Source organism: Mesorhizobium sp. M0047 (genome assembly GCF_040323315.1).
Classification (GTDB): domain Bacteria; phylum Pseudomonadota; class Alphaproteobacteria; order Rhizobiales; family Rhizobiaceae; genus Mesorhizobium.
This window is the reverse complement of the sequence record NZ_JAMYUW010000022.1, coordinates 76,182-92,123: the sequence shown is the minus strand read 5'-3', so window position 1 is coordinate 92,123 and position 15,942 is coordinate 76,182. Positions and strand designations below refer to the sequence as shown.

At 62.1% G+C, this 15,942-nt stretch carries 16 protein-coding genes; 4 read left to right on the top strand and 12 right to left on the bottom strand.

The annotated features are described in order from the left end of the window. Positions 1–240: 240 nt before the first annotated feature. Together NKJ89_RS21240 and NKJ89_RS21235 are read right to left on the bottom strand one after the other, a co-directional pair. Entirely contained in the window at positions 241–984 is a 744-nt protein-coding gene (locus tag NKJ89_RS21240; RefSeq protein WP_352605313.1) for a creatininase family protein, read from the bottom strand. A 3-nt stretch (positions 985–987) separates the two neighbouring features. Further along, positions 988–1,554 carry an SIS domain-containing protein gene (locus NKJ89_RS21235; RefSeq protein ID WP_352605311.1) on the bottom strand — a complete coding sequence of 189 codons (567 nt, stop codon included), beginning with the start codon at positions 1,552–1,554 and terminating at the stop codon, positions 988–990. A 176-nt stretch (positions 1,555–1,730) separates the two neighbouring features. Here NKJ89_RS21235 and NKJ89_RS21230 point away from each other — a divergent pair, with 176 nt between their 5' ends. After that, the gene (locus NKJ89_RS21230) at positions 1,731–2,753 is read left to right on the top strand and encodes an aldo/keto reductase (protein WP_352605309.1); all 1,023 of its coding nucleotides are present in this window, start codon (positions 1,731–1,733) and stop codon (positions 2,751–2,753) included. An 89-nt stretch (positions 2,754–2,842) separates the two neighbouring features. On the opposite strand, the gene NKJ89_RS21225 is transcribed toward NKJ89_RS21230, so the two are convergent. From NKJ89_RS21225 to NKJ89_RS21205, 5 genes are all read right to left on the bottom strand, one after another. Next, complete coding sequence (locus NKJ89_RS21225; protein WP_015318196.1) at positions 2,843–3,115, bottom strand: HU family DNA-binding protein; 273 nt, start codon at positions 3,113–3,115, stop codon at positions 2,843–2,845. 298 nt (positions 3,116–3,413) lie between these two features. Next, a complete protein-coding gene (gene lon, locus NKJ89_RS21220) occupies positions 3,414–5,825 on the bottom strand; it encodes an endopeptidase La (RefSeq protein WP_352485743.1) in 2,412 nt (803 codons plus the stop codon). A 305-nt stretch (positions 5,826–6,130) separates the two neighbouring features. Further along, on the bottom strand, positions 6,131–7,405 hold the full coding sequence (gene clpX, locus NKJ89_RS21215; RefSeq protein ID WP_023759839.1) for an ATP-dependent Clp protease ATP-binding subunit ClpX: 1,275 nt from the start codon (positions 7,403–7,405) through the stop codon (positions 6,131–6,133). A gap of 296 nt (positions 7,406–7,701) precedes the next feature. Further along, positions 7,702–8,331 carry an ATP-dependent Clp endopeptidase proteolytic subunit ClpP gene (gene clpP, locus NKJ89_RS21210; protein ID WP_023759840.1) on the bottom strand — a complete coding sequence of 210 codons (630 nt, stop codon included), beginning with the start codon at positions 8,329–8,331 and terminating at the stop codon, positions 7,702–7,704. Between the two features lie 281 nt (positions 8,332–8,612). Next, complete coding sequence (locus tag NKJ89_RS21205) at positions 8,613–9,716, bottom strand: NAD(P)/FAD-dependent oxidoreductase (RefSeq protein ID WP_352605307.1); 1,104 nt, start codon at positions 9,714–9,716, stop codon at positions 8,613–8,615. A gap of 104 nt (positions 9,717–9,820) precedes the next feature. Here NKJ89_RS21205 and NKJ89_RS21200 point away from each other — a divergent pair, with 104 nt between their 5' ends. The 3 genes from NKJ89_RS21200 (at position 9,821) to NKJ89_RS21190 (ending at position 12,279) form a co-directional block, all read left to right on the top strand. Next, complete coding sequence (locus NKJ89_RS21200) at positions 9,821–11,071, top strand: cytochrome P450 (protein WP_352605305.1); 1,251 nt, start codon at positions 9,821–9,823, stop codon at positions 11,069–11,071. After that, entirely contained in the window at positions 11,068–11,241 is a 174-nt protein-coding gene (locus tag NKJ89_RS21195) for a hypothetical protein (RefSeq protein WP_352605304.1), read from the top strand. The genes NKJ89_RS21200 and NKJ89_RS21195 overlap by 4 nt, the downstream gene beginning before the upstream one ends. A 153-nt stretch (positions 11,242–11,394) precedes the next feature. Beyond that, positions 11,395–12,279, top strand: a complete 885-nt coding sequence (locus tag NKJ89_RS21190) for an AraC family transcriptional regulator (RefSeq protein ID WP_352605302.1) — start codon at positions 11,395–11,397, stop codon at positions 12,277–12,279. 56 nt (positions 12,280–12,335) lie between these two features. On the opposite strand, the gene NKJ89_RS21185 is transcribed toward NKJ89_RS21190, so the two are convergent. The 5 genes from NKJ89_RS21185 to NKJ89_RS21165 form a co-directional block, all read right to left on the bottom strand. Next, a complete protein-coding gene (locus tag NKJ89_RS21185; protein WP_352605300.1) occupies positions 12,336–12,683 on the bottom strand; it encodes a cupin domain-containing protein in 348 nt (115 codons plus the stop codon). Positions 12,684–12,778: 95 nt separating this feature from the next. Beyond that, positions 12,779–14,059, bottom strand: coding sequence for an O-acetylhomoserine aminocarboxypropyltransferase (locus NKJ89_RS21180; protein ID WP_023759846.1), 1,281 nt, complete (start codon positions 14,057–14,059; stop codon positions 12,779–12,781). 160 nt (positions 14,060–14,219) lie between these two features. Beyond that, on the bottom strand, positions 14,220–14,741 hold the full coding sequence (locus NKJ89_RS21175) for a CoA-binding protein (RefSeq protein WP_352605298.1): 522 nt from the start codon (positions 14,739–14,741) through the stop codon (positions 14,220–14,222). Next, on the bottom strand, positions 14,738–15,520 hold the full coding sequence (locus NKJ89_RS21170) for an AAA family ATPase (RefSeq protein ID WP_352605296.1): 783 nt from the start codon (positions 15,518–15,520) through the stop codon (positions 14,738–14,740). Before NKJ89_RS21170 ends, NKJ89_RS21175 begins: the two co-directional genes overlap by 4 nt. After that, a complete protein-coding gene (locus NKJ89_RS21165; protein ID WP_352605294.1) occupies positions 15,520–15,942 on the bottom strand; it encodes a VOC family protein in 423 nt (140 codons plus the stop codon). The genes NKJ89_RS21170 and NKJ89_RS21165 overlap by 1 nt, the downstream gene beginning before the upstream one ends.

Here is a 15,942-nt window from a genome sequence, read left to right as displayed (position 1 = left end):
AGAGAGAAGACGGACAAACCCCGTTTTACGGGGCATGCACATGCGGCATTTCGATTCACTCAAAACTTTCCCCGGACAGCCCTGCGCAAGGAGGGAGATCGGCAGCTCATGCGTTCTGCCAGCCTTCCGACATTGGCGATTGGCGAAAGTCTTGGCGGCATCCAATCTCCCCCCTTGCGGGGGAGATGTCCGGCAGGACAGAGGGGGGTGTGAAGGATCGCTGCATAGCGGCTTTGTCTGCTAACGTCTCAGGATCGTGCGCAGATGATCGAGGATCATGGCGACGCCCTTTTCTCCGAGTTCCGCCGAAGCATCCTTGGCGCTCGCCGTGTACCAGCTCTTGTTGTCATCGAAGCGGGCGGTGTCGACAGCCTCGGGGCATAGCGCCAGCATAAGCGAGGTCTCGCCGATGCCGGCATGGTCGAACGGGTACTTGCCGTTCATTGCCACCGGCATCAGTGGATGCACCTGCACCCAGTTGAAGAAATTCGCGCCCTCGGCGTGCTCGGCATAGTAGTCGGCCATCGCCTCGGAGCCCCACCAGCCTTCGCCGCGTTCCTTCTCGAGAAAGCGGAAGATCGCCTGGCGGCCGGCGGTCTTGAACGCCAGATCGGTCGGCATGCCGGCGGTGAAATTCTCGGTCTGGTGGTGGATGATGGCGTGGATGTTGCGAAAGCCGATGCGCAGCAGGCTGTAGAACAGCTCCTCGCCGAACGGCGCCAGTGCATTGCCGCCGACCTGCACCGAGCCGCTGCCCTCCGGCGGCGCCACGGCGTAGCTCGCAGCGCCGTAGTAGAAGGGTGGCAGGATGACGACGTCCCTCTCCTTTTCGAACAGCTCCAGCGTCTTGATGACGGCCAGCGTGTCCATGCCGACCGCCATGTGCTCGCCATGGTATTCGAGCACGCCAAGCGGCAGGGCGACCGGCCAGCTCTCGGCGATCGCCCTGCGGATCTGGTGAGGCAGCATCAGTTCGTAGCGCATGATCTATTCCATGTTGGTGTGGCGGGCGCGCATGGCGTCCGGCGACTGGCCGGTCAAATCCTTGAGCTTCAGCACCATCACCTCGAACAGCAGGAACAATGCGCCTTCAAAGACCGAGCCCATCGGCAGCACCGACGTCTTCCGCGCTCCCTGGTCGCTGGCCATGGTCTGCGCGGGAATGAGCAGCGTGAAATCGGCGCGCTTTGCCGCGCTGCCATCGGCCTGGGCCGTCAGCAGCAGGTTGGTCGCGCCTGCATCGTGCGCGACCTGCATGAGGGTCAGCACGGTCGAGGTTTCTCCGGGTCCGGAACTGACCAGGAAGACATCGCCTGGCCCCAAGGGCGGCGTGGTCATGTCGCCGACGACGGCGACCGGCAGACCCAAATGGTAGAGCCGCATGGCAAAGCCCCTGACCTGCAAACCCTCGCGCCCGCAGCCATAGACGACGATCTGCCTGGCGCCGGCCAGCATCTTGCAGGCCGCATCGATCCAGTGCTCATCGACGCGCGCCAGCACGCCGCCGAGTTCGTCAAGCGCGGTCTCGAACAGGCTTTTGCTCTTGTCGCTCACCGCAAACCTGCCATCGAAAACACCCTGGGATTTGCCGCTCTTGCTGCCGTGAACAGCTTGATTTCGTTCATGCTAGCAATCGCGAAAATGCGTGTCCAACGCTGCGCGGCGCTTTTGCCTGATCACAGGCATGATAGTGTCATGCAGACAAAATCAAGTGAGGCAAACGGCAGGATATGAAGACACGGCATTTCGACCGCATCGGCAATGGCGGCATCAGCTTCACCGAACTCGGCTTCGGCACGGCGCCGCTTGGCAATCTCTACCGTGCCGTCTCGGACGAGGATGCCAACGCCACGCTGGAGGCCGCCTGGGCGACCGGCTGCCGCTACTACGACACCGCGCCGCTCTACGGGCTTGGCCTGTCTGAAACGCGCCTCAACCCTTTCCTGCGCGGCAAGAAGCGCGACGACTATGTGCTGTCGAGCAAGGTCGGCCGCATCATGCGCGTCTGCCCTCCGGAAGAGCGCACCGGCATTGGCAAGTTCTTCGACACGCCATCGCGCCGCGAGGTGTACGACTACAGCTATGACGGGGTCATGCGCTCGTTCGAGGCCTCGCTAGAGCGCCTCGGCGTCGACCGTATCGACATCCTCTTCGTGCACGATGTCGACATCTTCACCCATGGCAGCAAGGAAGCGTCCGACCGGCGCATCGAAGAATTCATGCGCTCCGGCTACTACGGTTTGCTCTCGTTGCGCGACCAGGGCGTGATCAAGGCGTTCGGCGGAGGCATCAATGAGTGGCAGGTTGCGCAGACGCTGGCCGAGCGCGGCGATTTCGACCTGTTCCTGCTTGCCGGCCGCTACACGCTGCTGGAACAGGAGGCGCTGACATCCTTCCTGCCGCTTTGCCAGGCGCGCGGCATCGGCATCGTTCTGGGCGGACCCTACAACTCCGGCATCCTGGCGACGGGACCGAAGCCCGGCGCATACTACAACTATTCCGAAGCGCCGAAGGACATCCTCGACCGGGTCGCCGGCATCGAAAGCGTCTGCAAGCGCCACGGCGTGCGCCTGATCGAGGCCGCGCTGCAATTCCCGCTGCTGCACCCCTCGGTCGTCTCGGTGATCCCCGGTGGCCAGTGGCCGAGCGAAGTCGAGAGCAACCGTTCGCTGCTCGATGCAAAACTGCCCGCAGCGCTTTGGGCCGATCTCAAGAAGGAAGGCCTCATGCGCACCGAGGCGCCGACCGCATAACCCAGTCGCCATGCGCATCGGCGTCGGGCACAAAAAATGAAAAGCCGGGCAAGCCCGGCTTTTCTGGTCTCTGAAAAGAAAAAAGGCGCTTAGTTGACTGCGTCCTTGAGGCCTTTGCCGGCCGAGAACTTCGGCACGGTGCGTGCCGGGATCTTCACTTCGGCGCCGGTCTGAGGATTGCGGCCGGTCGACGCCGCACGCTTTGACACGGTGAAATTGCCAAAGCCGACAAGCCGGACATCGCCGCCCTTCTTCAGTTCGCCGCTGATCACGGAAAATACCGCATCGACCGCCGACTGCGCGTCACCTTTCGAAATGCTCGCGGCGTCGGCGACAGCGGACACCAGTTCGTTCTTGTTCATAAAAATTCCCTTCCATGAGAACACCGGAACTATCGACTCATCCGGCAGGAGACGGACTTTAGAAAGAAGCGTTGCCGCAACCAAGTCGCAAAGCCGTGAAAAAAGCGGAAAAAGCCCGGAATTCCGGGGTTTTTCACATGAAAAAGCCGGGCGCGAAGCCCGGCTCTCTGTTTGTGCATTGCAACCTTGGCGAAAACCAACGCATGGCTCCGAAAAACGCAGCCGGTTTTCGGAAAGGGCCATGCGCAAGTCCAAGTCCTAGAGCGTCCTTTGCTCGTCCAAGCGGACGCGCACCGCTCTAGTGCGCAAGCGTCTTCCCGGCATCGTCCGTGGTGTCGGTCGCGGCCGGAGGATTCACCGGCTCGATCCATTCGATCGCCTCCGGCATCCGCACCAGCGCGTGGCGCAACACTTCACCGACCCGTGCGACCGGAATGATCTCCATGCCGTTCTTCACGTTGTCCGGAATGTCCGCCAGATCCTTGGCGTTGTCTTCCGGGATCAGCACCTTCTTGATGCCGCCGCGCAATGCGGCAAGCAGCTTCTCCTTCAGGCCGCCGATCGGCAGAACCCTGCCGCGCAGCGTGATCTCCCCGGTCATCGCCACATCCGCCTTGACCGGAATGCCGGTCAGAACGGAGACGATTGCGGTCGCCATCGCCACGCCTGCCGACGGTCCGTCCTTAGGCGTCGCACCTTCCGGAACGTGCACGTGGATGTCGCGCTTGTCGAACAGCGGCGGCTCGACGCCGAAATCGATGGCACGGGAGCGGACATAGGAAGCCGCCGCCGATATCGATTCCTTCATCACGTCGCGCAGATTACCGGTCACCGTCATGCGGCCTTTGCCGGGCATCATGACGCCCTCGATCGTCAGCAACTCGCCGCCAACTTCCGTCCAGGCGAGCCCGGTAACGACACCGACCTGATCGTCAGCCTCGACCTGGCCGAAGCGGAACCGCGGAACACCGAGGTAGTCGGCGAGGTTCGCCGCCGTGATGTCCACCGTCTTCTTCTTCGTCTTCAGGATCTCGGTCACCGCCTTGCGGCCGAGCTTCATCAGCTCGCGCTCCAGGCTTCTGACGCCCGCTTCACGGGTGTAGGTCTGGATGATGGCGCGGATCGCGTCCTCGCCGACGGAGAACTCCTTCGGCTGCAGGGCATGGTCGCGCACCACCTTCGGCATCAGGTGCCGCTTGGCGATCTCGATCTTCTCGTCCTCGGTATAGCCGGCGATACGGATGATCTCCATGCGGTCCATCAAGGGCGCAGGGATGTTCAGCGTGTTCGCCGTCGTCACGAACATCACGCTCGACAGGTCGTATTCGACCTCGAGGTAATGGTCCATGAACGTCGAGTTCTGTTCGGGATCGAGGACCTCGAGCAGAGCCGACGACGGATCACCACGGAAGTCCTGACCCATCTTGTCGATCTCGTCGAGCAGGAAGAGCGGGTTGGACTTCTTCGCCTTCTTCATCGACTGGATGACCTTGCCGGGCATCGAGCCGATGTAGGTGCGGCGGTGGCCACGGATCTCGGCCTCGTCACGCACGCCGCCAAGCGCCATGCGGATGAATTCGCGACCGGTCGCCTTGGCGATCGACTTGCCGAGCGAGGTCTTGCCGACGCCGGGAGGGCCGACGAGGCACAGGATCGGCCCCTTCAGCTTCTTCTGACGGCTTTGCACGGCAAGGTACTCGACGATGCGGTCCTTGACCTTGTCGAGGCCGAAATGGTCGGTGTCGAGCACGTTCTGCGCGAAAGCCAGATCCTGCTTGACCTTGGAGTTCTTGCCCCACGGGATCGACAGGATCCAGTCGAGATAGTTGCGCACGACCGTCGATTCAGCCGACATGGGCGACATCGTCCTGAGCTTCTTCAACTCGGCTTCCGCCTTTTCGCGGGCCTCCTTGGAGAGCTTGGTTTTCTTGATGCGCGCCTCGATCTCGGCGGCTTCGTCGCGGCCGTCCTCGCCCTCGCCGAGTTCCTTCTGGATCGCCTTCATCTGCTCGTTGAGATAGTATTCGCGCTGCGTCTTCTCCATCTGGCGCTTGACGCGCGAGCGGATGCGCTTCTCCACCTGCAGGACGGAGATTTCGGCCTCCATGAAGCCCATCGCCTTTTCCAGACGCTCCTTCACCGAGAGCGTGGCCAGCATTTCCTGCTTTTCAGGGATCTTGATGGCGAGATGCGAAGCGACCGTGTCGGCGAGCTTGGAATAGTCGTCGATCTGGCTGGCGGCACCCACCACTTCGGGCGAGATCTTCTTGTTCAGCTTGACGTAGTTCTCGAAGTCGGTGACGACGGAACGAGCCAGCGCCTCGACCTCGACCTCTTCCTCGTCCGGCTCGACCAGTGCCGAGGCGCGGGCCTCATGGAAGTCGGGACGGTCGGTGAACGAGACAATTTTCGCGCGCGAGGCGCCTTCGACCAGAACCTTGACGGTGCCGTCGGGCAGCTTCAGCAATTGCAGCACATTGGCGAGCGTGCCGATGTCGAAGATGGCATCGGGCTCGGGATCGTCGTCTGCGGCATTCATCTGAGTGGCAAGCAGGATCTGCTTTTCCTGACCCATCACCTCTTCCAGCGCCTTGATCGACTTCTCACGCCCGACGAAGAGCGGAACGATCATATGCGGGAATACCACGATGTCGCGCAGTGGGAGGACTGCGAAGACGCCGTCGCTGGGTGCCTTGGATATTTTGGCCATTGTCCAACCTTTCATGTCGCGGCCGCCAATCAGCCAACCGCGAATCTTATATTAACGACCGGGGATCGTTCCGCCTACCATCGTTTGTGACGGGATTTTTACAGCACAGAAATCGGGCACCTCGGCCTTCTCCATTTAGTTGGATGCACGATCCCCAAAGATCAAGGGGCGAGTCCAAATCCGTAGCTCCAGCGTGCCCGCAAGTGACACATTTGCGACGACCACACCTAACGTCCTGCAAAAACCTGCGCGACAGCAAAACGGCGCCTTGCGGCGCCGTTTCAGAACTTCGCTGCGGGCTCATGTCAGGCGCTGACATTGCCCTTCTTTTCCTTCTGCTCGGAGTAGATATAGAGCGGCCGGGCGCTGCCGGTCACCACCTCCTCCGAAATTACCACCTCGCGCACGCCCTCGAGCGCCGGGAGTTCGAACATCGTGTCGAGCAGGATCGCTTCCATGATCGAACGCAGGCCGCGCGCGCCGGTCTTGCGCTCGATGGCGCGCTTGGCGATCGCCGACAGCGCGTTCTCGTGGAAAGTCAGGTCGACATTCTCCATCTCGAACAGCCGCTGGTACTGCTTGACCAGCGCGTTCTTCGGTTCGGTCAGGATCTGGATCAGCGCCGGTTCGTCGAGGTCTTCCAGCGTCGCCAGGACCGGCAGACGGCCGACAAACTCGGGGATGAGACCGAATTTCAGCAAATCCTCGGGCTCGACCAGGCGGAAGACATCGCCGGTGCGGCGATCCTCGGGCGAGGCGACAATGGCACCGAAGCCGATCGACGTCTTGCGGCCGCGATCCGAGATGATCTTGTCCAGCCCGGCGAAGGCGCCGCCGCAGATGAACAGGATGTTGGCGGTGTCAACCTGCAGGAACTCCTGCTGCGGATGCTTCCTGCCGCCCTGCGGCGGCACGGAGGCGACGGTGCCCTCCATGATCTTCAACAGCGCCTGCTGCACGCCCTCGCCCGACACGTCGCGGGTGATCGAAGGGTTGTCCGACTTGCGCGAAATCTTGTCGATTTCGTCGATGTAGACGATGCCGCGCTGGGCCCGCTCGACATTGTAGTCGGCCGACTGCAACAGCTTGAGGATGATGTTTTCGACGTCCTCACCGACATAACCGGCTTCGGTCAGCGTCGTCGCGTCAGCCATGGTGAAGGGCACGTCGATGATGCGGGCGAGCGTCTGCGCAAGCAGCGTCTTGCCGCAACCGGTCGGGCCGATCAGCAGGATGTTGGACTTCGCCAACTCGACATCGTTGTTCTTGCCGGCATGCGCGAGGCGCTTGTAGTGGTTGTGGACCGCCACCGACAGCACGCGCTTGGCGTAGGGCTGGCCGATGACATAGTCATCGAGAACCTTGAGGATCTCCTGCGGTGTCGGCACGCCTTCGCGTGACTTCACCATCGAGGTCTTGTTCTCCTCGCGGATGATATCCATGCAAAGCTCGACGCACTCGTCGCAGATGAAGACCGTCGGACCGGCGATCAGCTTGCGCACTTCGTGCTGGCTTTTGCCGCAAAACGAGCAGTAAAGCGTGTTCTTCGAATCGCCGCTGTTGTTGCCGACCTTGCTCATTTTCATGTCCTTTCATGGCCGCCCGCCGATGGTCTGGCTGAAAGGGCGCATTCTCTATCTATCGCGGGAATCCGCCGCCGCCAGTGTGTCCCGGCTCCCGCAACGCTTCCCTACGAAACACAAATCAGAAAACGTGGCAATGATTCGCGACAACCCCGCATAAAGCTAAGCCGCCGAAACTCAACATAGGCTTAACGTAGGCAATCCTGTCCCCCGAGGGAACAGCCAATTGTGGCCGAAATGCCGCAAGACACGCCAAAAGCGCGTGATGGCGCCATCCAGCTGCCAATAAGCCCTTATACCAGAGCGACTTCTGCCGCCTCGCGCGACGAAATGACCTTGTCGATGAGACCGAACTCCCTGGCCTCGTCGGCGGTCATGAAATGGTCGCGGTCGAGCGTCTTTTCAATCTCTTCGTAGCTTTTGCCGGTGTGCTTGACGTAGACCTCGTTGAGGCGGCGCTTCAGCTTGATGATGTCCTGCGCATGGCGTTCGATGTCGGACGCCTGGCCCTGGAAACCACCGGAAGGCTGGTGAACCATGATGCGGGCGTTAGGCGTGGCAAAGCGCATGTCCTTGTGGCCGGCGGTCAGGAGCAGCGAGCCCATCGAGGCCGCCTGGCCGATGCAGAGCGTCGACACGGCCGGCTTGATGAACTGCATTGTGTCGTAGATCGCCATGCCCGAGGTGACGACGCCGCCGGGCGAGTTGATGTAGAGATTGATTTCCTTCTTCGGATTCTCGGCTTCGAGGAACAGCAGCTGCGCGCAGACCAGCGTCGCCATGCCGTCCTCGACCGGACCGGTGATGAAAATGATGCGCTCCTTGAGGAGACGCGAGAAAATGTCATAGGCCCGCTCGCCGCGATTGGTCTGTTCGACCACCATCGGAACGAGGTTCATGTAGGTTTCGACGGGGTTTTTCATCAGATATCTCTTATCTCGCGGTGGGATTCCGGCGCCGGCAGTGCTGGCAGATCGGGCAGAATCGGTTCTGGATCGGTATTCCGTAAATAGGATGCCGGCTCATCCTTGTGCAAGGCCGACCCCTCCTAGCCATCTGGGTAAGTCGAATCAAGCTTCCTGACCAAGGATTCGCAGGGACAGGTGCTCCTGCGAGCCTATAGCCGTACCGCCATTACCGCAGGGTAGCTGTTTCTTGACCGCGTCCGAGGCATTGCCAGGACTAGGTTGGCCGCCGGCGGCGTTCAGGCCACCTCCGCCCGCAGCCAGCGCTTCAGGCCGGCGACATCGCGATTGCCGACGGCGGCGGCAACGCGCCGGCCAACCGCCGCGCCGAACTTGTAGCCATGGCCAGAGCAGGCCGAGACGATCAGGCATTTGCCTTTTTCATGCGCCATGAACTTCTCGTCTGATGTGAAGGTGTAGGCGCAGGTGACGACCTCGGTCACCCTGTATTCCTCGATCCGGGCGATCGGCGGCGAGAACAGGTTGCGGATCGCCTCGCCTTCGCCCGCCACCGGCTGACGGTTCCAATCGGCATCGCTGGTCGGCACCCTGTGCAGCCCGGAACCGAATTTCATGCCGGCGCCGCCGGAGGGCGGGATCACATAGCCGTCGACCGCGCCGCCGATATCGAGGACAACCGGTGAAACCTGCCAGGCCGCTCTCAAGTCGGCCGGCGGTTCGACATAGGCGAGCGCGGTTCGATAGGTCTTCAGTTCGCCGTCCAGCTCCGGGAATAGTTTCAACACCCACGCTCCTGCCGTGACGATGATGCGGTCGGCCTGCATCGTGTCGCCGCTTTCGAGCACGAGGCGGCCGGCTTCGGCATCGATTGCCGTCACTTTGCTGTGCTCGTACACATTGGCGCCGTTGGCACGCAGCCAGGCGGCAAGGCCGGAAGCTATCTTGCGGCAGTGGAGCGCGCCGCCTTCCGGCGAATAATAGGCATAGCGGAACGTGCCTGGCTCGAGAAACGGCCAGCGTTTCACCGCCGCGTCCGGCTCCAGCAATTCGAAAGGAAAATTGCCCTCTTCGAGGCCCTCGCGGTATTCCTCGGCCTCGTCGCCCGGCTCGCGCGAAATGCAGACAAATCCGCGCGCATCGAGATGGCTTTCGCCGAGATCGGCCCACATCTCGTCCCAGGCCTGATAGGCTTCGGTGATCAGCCGGCCGTAGCCGGTTCCGGCGCGGTAGGCGCGGCGGATGATGCGATGATGGTCGCCCGACGCGGCCAGCGGATTGGGGATCGGTCCCTGCTCGACGATCGACACGCTGTGGCCGGCCTTGACCAGCGACCACGCGGTGGAGAGACCGGCAATACCCGCGCCGACAACGATCACATTCATCAAATCAGACTTTCCGCAGCGGTATCGGCTGGCTCAACGCATTGGGTTGCGGGCGCCAACATACGGTCTGGAAACAGGCTGGCAAGCCGCGCTATTGGTCTGGCATGAGCAAATTGGCGCCGCCCTCCCTGGCCTTTGATCCAGTCACTCGCCGCCTGCGGCTTGACCCGCACGAGCCGGCCTTTTTTCAGAACCCGTACGAGGCCTATGCCTTTCTGCACGGCGCATCGAATGCATTCTTCTGGGAGGAATTCGGCTTCTGGTGCTTTGGTGGCTTCGACGACGTCAACCGGCTGCTGCGCGACCGGCGCTTCGGCCGCCAGAACCCGGCCGGCATTCCAGACAGCCGCGGCATCGGCGAGGACCGCAGCCATCTCAGGGCATTCGACGGCATCGAAGCCAATTCGATGCTGGAACTGGAGCCGCCGGTGCACACGCGGCTGAGAACACTGGTCAACCGCGCCTTCGTCTCGCGGCAGGTCGAACGGCTGCGGCCGCGTGTCGAAGCGCTCGCCAACGAGCTGATCGACCGGTTCGAACCGGGCAAGACCGTCGACCTGTTGCCGGCCTTCGCGGCGCCGCTGCCGATCACCATCATTGCTGAAATGCTCGGGGTGCCGGTCGAGATGGGGCCGCAACTGCTCGACTGGTCGCACCGAATGGTTGCCATGTACATGCATGGCCGCACGCGCGAAACCGAGGAGACGGCCAACCGCGCGGCGGGCGAATTCGCCGATTTCCTGCGCGGTTGCGTCAACGAGCGACGCAAGAACCCCGGCGACGACCTGCTGTCGCTGCTGATCTCGGCGCAGGAGGACGGCCAAAAACTGTCGGAGGACGAAATGGTGTCCTCGGCGATCCTGCTGCTTAATGCCGGTCACGAAGCGACGGTGCACCAGACCGGCAATGCCATCCGCTCGATCCTGGCGCAAGGCGGCGATGTCAGCCGCTTCTTCGGTTCACCCGAAGCGACCGCGGCCACGGTCGAGGAATGCCTCCGCTTCGACGCGCCGCTGCATATGTTCACGCGTTACGCCTACCACGAGATCGAAGTCTCGCCTGGAATCGTCGTGCAGCCGGGTCAGACGATCGGGCTGCTGCTCGGCATGGCTAACCACGATCCGCGCGCCTTCGTCGATCCCCTCGCCTTTCAGCCCGGCCGTTCGGACCAGAAGAACGTGTCCTTCGGCGCCGGCATTCATTTCTGCATCGGTGCGCCGCTGGCCCGGCTCGAATTGCAGGTGTCGCTGAAAACCCTGTTCGAACGGCACCCAAAGCTCCATCTTGCCGAAAGCCCAAGCTTCCGCGACACTTACCACTTCCATGGGCTGGAAACGCTCGCGGTCGGCTTTTGACGATCGCGGGTTGGCCGCCGGCCTATTTCAACCATGGCGCCCTGTGCGGCTGCCTTGCCCGCGAAATGCTGGCCCAGGGCATCGGCCAGGAAGGGCTCGATCTCCTGGCGCAGTATTATTGCGACGAGATCTCCGATGCGGCCTGCCTCAGCCAGTTTCCGGTGAAATAGTCATACCCAGGCAGTGCAAGCTTGGCTCGATGCTCGCGGGGAGCCTGAAAGCCGTTGCTGGCAGGCCCCTGTTGATCCATGCCAAATCGCAAGATCGGTCGAGCGCGACATATCCCGAAAGGCCTAACTGGTGTCGTCACGGAGGAAGAGACGTTGAAGGCCGCACTTGAAAACTACCAGGCCCGAATGCAGCGGGTGCTGGACCATATAGACCAGCATCTCGATGACGATCTGAGCCTGGAGGCGTTGAGCGGTGTCGCGGCGTTCTCGAAATACCATTTCCACCGGCAGTTCACGTCCACCTTCGGGGTGTCCGTGCATCGCTATGTCCAGCTCGCCCGCATGAAGCGTGCTTCGTACAGGCTTGCCGAGAGTGACGCCCAAAGCGTCACCGACATAGCCATGGATGCCGGCTACGACGCGCCGGATGCCTTCGCCCGCGCCTTTCGGCAACGGTTCGGACAATCGCCCTCGTCGTTCCGGAAGTCTCCCGACTGGGGGTCGTGGCTCATGGCCTTCGGGCTCCTCGAAAAAGCAAGGAACACGCTCATGCAGATAATCTTTGAACACGACGACGTGACGATCCGCGATGTGCCTCCGACCCCGGTGGCGATCATGGAGCACCGCGGAGACCGGGCGACGCTCCAGGACACCATCCAGCGGTTCATCGCCTGGCGTAAGGCCGCTGGCTTGTCGCCCGAGACAAGCCCGACCTTCAACGTCTTCCGTTCCGAAAGGGAGCCCGCGGTCCCGGCTGACTATAGCATGGACATTTGCGCCGGGACCGACCAGCCGATCGAGGCGAATGACGCGCGGATGAAGGCTGGCGTGATCCCCGGCGGGCGCTGCGCGGTGCTGCGCTACCCCGGCAATACCAACAATCTCGAACCCGCAGCACTTTACCTTTATCGGGAATGGCTTCCGGCGAGCGGCGAGGAAGCACGCGACTTTCCGATCTATTGCCAACGGCATCTGTCCCACTTCCCGGAGGGGCCGCTACGCGAAGTGGTCGTTGAACTCTTTCTGCCTCTGAAATAGCTCGGCAGGACAGCGGCTTGTCCCCTTCCGATCGCGAGAATCATGGCGATGCGAGATCAGAGCTTGATCACGTATTCCTTGCGAGTCGTTTCAAGCACTTGCCAGCTGCCATTGAAGCCTGGCCTCAGCACGAAGCTGTCGCCGGTCTTGACGGTGCGCGCTTGCCCACCGTCCTCCGCGATCACCGAAACGCCGGACAGGATGTGGCAGAACTCCCACTCGTCATAGACGATGCGCCACTTGCCGGGAGTCGATTCCCAGATGCCGGCATAGAGGCCGCCGTCGCGCTCCTCGACGTTCCAGGTGCGAAATTTGGGATCGCCAGAGATCAGGCGATCCGGCGCCGGCGCGCCGGATTCGGGTTCGACGCTGTCCGTCGATATTGTCAGGTAATGCGCCGACAAGACTTGCCTCCACGAAAAGAGCCGGCGCTGCGCCCGGCTCACCCCCACCCCGGCGCTGCGCGCCGACCCTCCCCACAAGGGGGAGGGTAAAAAGATCAGACCTTGGCAAGCGCCTGTTCGAGGTCGGCGACGATGTCGTTGACGTCCTCGATGCCTATGGAAAGCCGCACCGTGTCCGGTCCTGCGCCGGCCTTGACCTTCTGCTCATCGGAAAGCTGGCGGTGCGTGGTCGAAGCCGGATGGATGACCAGCGACTTGGTGTCGCCGACATTGGCGAGATGCGAGAACAGTTCGAGCGCCTCGACGAATTTGACGCCGGCGTCGTAGCCACCCTTCAGCGCGAAGGTGAACACGGCGCCTGCGCCCTGCGGCGAGTATTTCTTCTGCAGCGCGTTGTTCTTGTCGCTGGGAAGGCCGGGATAGTTCACCGACGCGACCTTGGGGTGGTTGGACAGCCAGGCGGCGATCGTCACGGCATTGTCGCAGTGACGCTGCATGCGCAGCGGCAAAGTTTCCAGGCCGGTCAGGATGAGGAAGGCGTTGAACGGCGAGATAGCCGGGCCGAGATCGCGCAGGCCGAGCACACGCGCGGCAATGGCGAAAGCGAAATTGCCGAAGGTTTCATGCAGGACGAGGCCGCCATATTCGGGGCGCGGTTCCGACAGCATCGGGTATTTGCCCGACTTCGACCAGTCGAAGGTGCCGCCATCGACGATGGCGCCGCCGATCGAATTGCCGTGGCCGCCGATGAATTTGGTCAGCGAATGCACGACGATGTCGGCACCATGCTCGATCGGTCGGATCAGGTAGGGCGAGGCCAGCGTGTTGTCGACGATCAGCGGCAGGCCGTGCTTGCGCGCGATATCGCCGATCTTCTCGATGTCGACGAAGGTGCCGCCCGGATTGGCGAGGCTCTCGATGAAGATCGCCTTGGTCCTGTCGTCGATCTGGCTTTCGAAGGTTGAGATGTCGTTGGTGTCGGCCCAGCGCACCTCCCAGCCATAATTCTTGAAGGCATGGCCGAACTGATTGATCGAACCGCCATAGAGCTTGTTGGCGGCAACGAAATTGTCGCCCGGCTGCATCAAATTGTGAAACACGATCACCTGGGCGGCATGGCCGGAGGCGACCGCAAGTGCCGCCGTACCGCCTTCGAGTGCCGCCATACGCTCTTCCAGCACCGCCTGGGTCGGATTCATGATGCGGGTGTAGATGTTGCCGAAAGCCTTCAGTCCGAACAGTGAGGCGGCATGGTCGGCATCGTCGAAGACGAAGGAGGTCGTCTGGTATATCGGCGTGGCACGAGCGCCAGTCGCCGGGTCGGGCTTGGCGCCGGCGTGGACGGCGAGCGTATTGAAACCTGGCGTGCGGGTCACTGAAAACCTCCCTGAAAAACCTTCTGAAATTCGCCGGGCATTCTTGGCGAAGCCCGGCCTCGAATGCAAAGAAGAAAATGCCCTTCGATGCAGGACCTCCTATCAAGCGGCAGGAAAATACGGGCGTTTGCCAGAATAATTTTGCGCTGTTGCCCCTCGCCTATTTCTGCCGCACGCCAAAACTCTGGAATCCGGAGCGCATCAGCGGCTTCTTCGACGACAGCACGCCGGAGTTGACGCCGGTCCAGCCGATCTCGCCGGACAGTTTGCCGTATTCGATCTTGGGGCAGCGGTTCATCACCACCTTGATGCCGGCGGCCTCGGCGCGGGCGGCTGCCTCGTCATGGCGCACGCCAAGCTGCATCCAGATCACTTTCGGCACGGGATCGAGCCGCAACACCTCGTCGACGATGCCAGGCACCGCCGCCGGCGCGCGAAAAATGTCGACCATGTCGATCGGCTCCGGAATGTCGGCCAGCCTGGCATAGGTCATGCGGCCGAGGATCTCCTTGCCGGCCTGACCAGGATTGATCGGGAATACCGAAAAGCCCTTGGCGAGCAGATATTTCAACACGAAATAGCTTGGCCGCACATCATTGGCGGATGCGCCGACCATGGCGACGGTCTTCACCGAGTTGAGGATGCCGGCGATGTAGGTGTTGTCGTAGCTTTCGTGGTTCATGGCTCGTCCTCATACAATGCCTCGTCGAGAAAGCCATCCGGGTCATTGCTGAAATCGCGCATCATGCGGAAATGGTCAGTATCGCGAAAATCGGCGGGTTCCAGCCCGAAGCGGCTGATGCGGAACAGTCGCGCCCCGGGACAGGCCATCAGCAACGGCGCATGCGTCGCCATGATCACCTGCGCGGTGCCCGACTGGTCCATGCGCCGCAGCATCTTGAGCAGTTCGATCTGGCGCGATGGCGAAAGCGCGCTCTCGGGCTCGTCGAGGATGTAGATGCCTTGCCTGCGGCAGCGCTCCTCGAAAAAGCGGATGAACCCCTCGCCATGCGACCAGGACAGGAAGTCCGGCGGCGGCGGCTTGAACGGATCGTCCAGCGCCGCCTGGTCGAGATAACGAGCCACGGAATAGAAGGATTCGGCACGAAAGAACCAGCCGGCGGTGACCTTCGGCAGCCAGTGGCCGCGGAATGTGTTCGCCAGTGCGGCGCCGCTCTTGTCGACGGCGCTGGAATGGTCGACTGGCCGGTAGCCCTTGCCGCCGCCGGCTTCGTCATAGCCGGCCAATGCGCCGATCGCCTCGAGCAGCGTCGATTTGCCGGTGCCGTTCTCGCCGACGATAATGGTGATCGGCGTGGTGAATTCGAGTTCGAAGTCGTGGCCGCGAAACAGCGGCAGGTTCCAGGGGTATTTTTCCCAATCCTCGACCCTCGCGGGGTCGAGCAGGATACGCTTGAGATAGGGTGCCTTGAGCCGCGTCAGCTGCTTGCGGTAGGCCATCAATCGGGCAGCGAGATCGTGCCGTCTTCCGCGATCGGAAAGGCCGGATTGTGCGCCACTTCCCAGACATGCCCGTCGGCGTCGGCGAAATAGCCATACCAGCCGCCCCAGAAGGCGCGCCCGGCCGGCTTGACGATGCGGCCGCCGGCTTTCTCCGCCCTGGCGAGGACTTCATCGACCTCCGTGTCGGAACGGGTGTTGTAGGCGAGATAGATAGCGGACGGTGCGCCGGAAAAGGCAACACCCGAATCCTCCTCGGCGCTGGCGCGCGGAAACAGGCCGAGAATGACGCCGCCCATCTGGAAGAAGGCGACACCCTCGGTGATGCCGGTGTGACGGGTCAGCCCCATCGCTTCGTAGAAGCGCACGGCGCGGTCGAGATCGTCGGTGGCGATGGTGACAATGGAGATGCGGGGTTCCAT

Coding starts and splice junctions, on each gene's coding strand:
- NKJ89_RS21240 (WP_352605313.1), bottom strand. CDS start 984: ATGCGCTACGAACTGATGCTGCCTCACCAGATCCGCAGGGCGATCGCC.
- NKJ89_RS21225 (WP_015318196.1), bottom strand. CDS start 3,115: ATGAACAAGAACGAACTGGTGTCCGCTGTCGCCGACGCCGCGAGCATT.
- NKJ89_RS21170 (WP_352605296.1), bottom strand. CDS start 15,520: ATGGCCTACCGCAAGCAGCTGACGCGGCTCAAGGCACCCTATCTCAAG.
- NKJ89_RS21200 (WP_352605305.1), top strand. CDS start 9,821: ATGAGCAAATTGGCGCCGCCCTCCCTGGCCTTTGATCCAGTCACTCGC.
- clpX (WP_023759839.1), bottom strand. CDS start 7,405: ATGAGCAAGGTCGGCAACAACAGCGGCGATTCGAAGAACACGCTTTAC.
- clpP (WP_023759840.1), bottom strand. CDS start 8,331: ATGAAAAACCCCGTCGAAACCTACATGAACCTCGTTCCGATGGTGGTC.
- NKJ89_RS21230 (WP_352605309.1), top strand. CDS start 1,731: ATGAAGACACGGCATTTCGACCGCATCGGCAATGGCGGCATCAGCTTC.
- NKJ89_RS21165 (WP_352605294.1), bottom strand. CDS start 15,942: ATGGAACCCCGCATCTCCATTGTCACCATCGCCACCGACGATCTCGAC.
- NKJ89_RS21205 (WP_352605307.1), bottom strand. CDS start 9,716: ATGAATGTGATCGTTGTCGGCGCGGGTATTGCCGGTCTCTCCACCGCG.
- NKJ89_RS21175 (WP_352605298.1), bottom strand. CDS start 14,741: ATGAACCACGAAAGCTACGACAACACCTACATCGCCGGCATCCTCAAC.
- lon (WP_352485743.1), bottom strand. CDS start 5,825: ATGGCCAAAATATCCAAGGCACCCAGCGACGGCGTCTTCGCAGTCCTC.